Here is a 1,332-nt window from a genome sequence, read left to right as displayed (position 1 = left end):
CAGGCTGTTGAATTTCTCCCCTGTGTAAACGGGGCCTACAGGGTCATCGTTGTTGATACCGTGTTCATGCTCATCATGGAGTGAAGACGATGCGTGGATCAGACGGGATGCAAGAGGCATTGTTCACGGTGGCCAAGCTCGAAGATTTCGTGCCCGCAGACCACCCGCTGCGACCGATCCGAGGCTTGGTCAATGAAGCGTTGGGGCGGTTGAATGGCTTGTTCAATCTCATCTACGCCGACACGGGCCGCGCATCGATCGCTCCGGAGAAGCTGTTGCGGGCCATGCTCATCCAGGTGTTCTTCTCGGTGCGCAGTGAGCGTCAGTTGGTCGAGCAGATTCGCTACAACCTGCTGTATCGCTGGTTCATCGGACTGGCCATCGACGATGAGGTCTGGGACCACTCGAGCTTTTCCAAGAACCGCGACCGCCTTCTTGAGCATGCCGTGGTGGAGAGCTTCTTCACTGAGGTGATGGCCTTGGCCGACAAGCGCAACCTGCTCAGCCGCGATCACTTCTCGGTGGACGGCACGCTCATCCAGGCCTGGGCCAGCCACAAGAGCTTCACGCCCAAGGACGGGGGAGACGACGGCCCGGGCGACGGCGGCGGGCGCAACGCGCAGGCCGACTGGCATGGCAAGGCGCGCAGCAACGCCACGCATGAGAGCACCACAGACCCTGATGCGCGGCTCTTCAGGAAGAGCCACAACACGGCAGCCATCCTTGCCTACCAAGGCCATGTGCTGATGGAGCATCGATCGGGCTTGGTTGTTGGCGCGGTGGTCACGCACGCCGACGGATACGGCGAGCGCGCTGCGGCGCTGGCGATGCTGGACACGCTGCCGGGCAGGCATCCCCGAACAATCGCCGCGGACAAAGCCTACGACACGCGCGACTTCGTGCAGGCATGTCGCGAGCGGCGCATCACGCCGCACGTGGCCAGTCACACGACGCGCTGGGGTGGCAGCGCAATCGATGCGAGGACGACTCGACACCCCGGCTACGCGGTGAGCCAGACGAAACGAAAGCGCATTGAAGAGCACTTCGGTTGGGGCAAGACGGTGGGATGCATCCGCCAGACGGTCTTCCGCGGGCTGCGGCGTGTGGATCAGCAGTTCAAACTGACGATGACTGCGAGCAACATCGTGCGAATCGCTCGGATCTTCAGTTCGATGCCGCAAACGACGACGCTATAAGGCGCAGCACCGCCGCTCAAGACGCGATTGAGCCGTCCCCAGCGCGCAACGCCGCAGCCAAACAGCCGGTAAACATCCCCACGAACCACGTCGCCAGTACCAGCATCGGCGTCCAAGGCCGAAATTCAACAGCCTG

Annotated in this window: 1 protein-coding gene; it reads left to right on the top strand. The window is 62.3% G+C overall.

All coding sequences use genetic code 11. The features are described 5' to 3' along the window. Positions 1–89 precede the first annotated feature (89 nt). The gene (locus AC3A6R_RS27080; RefSeq protein ID WP_487866175.1) at positions 90–1,196 is read left to right on the top strand and encodes an IS5 family transposase; all 1,107 of its coding nucleotides are present in this window, start codon (positions 90–92) and stop codon (positions 1,194–1,196) included. Positions 1,197–1,332 lie beyond the last annotated feature (136 nt).

The sequence above is a fragment of the Variovorax sp. Soil_C_19 genome (genome assembly GCF_057657255.1).
The sequence above is the reverse complement of the archived record's forward strand: the minus strand, read 5'-3'. Positions and strand labels throughout refer to the sequence as shown.

What these genes read in the sequence shown, in the direction of transcription:
- AC3A6R_RS27080 (WP_487866175.1), top strand. Translation starts at nt 90, where the DNA reads ATGCGTGGATCAGACGGGATGCAAGAGGCATTGTTCACGGTGGCCAAG.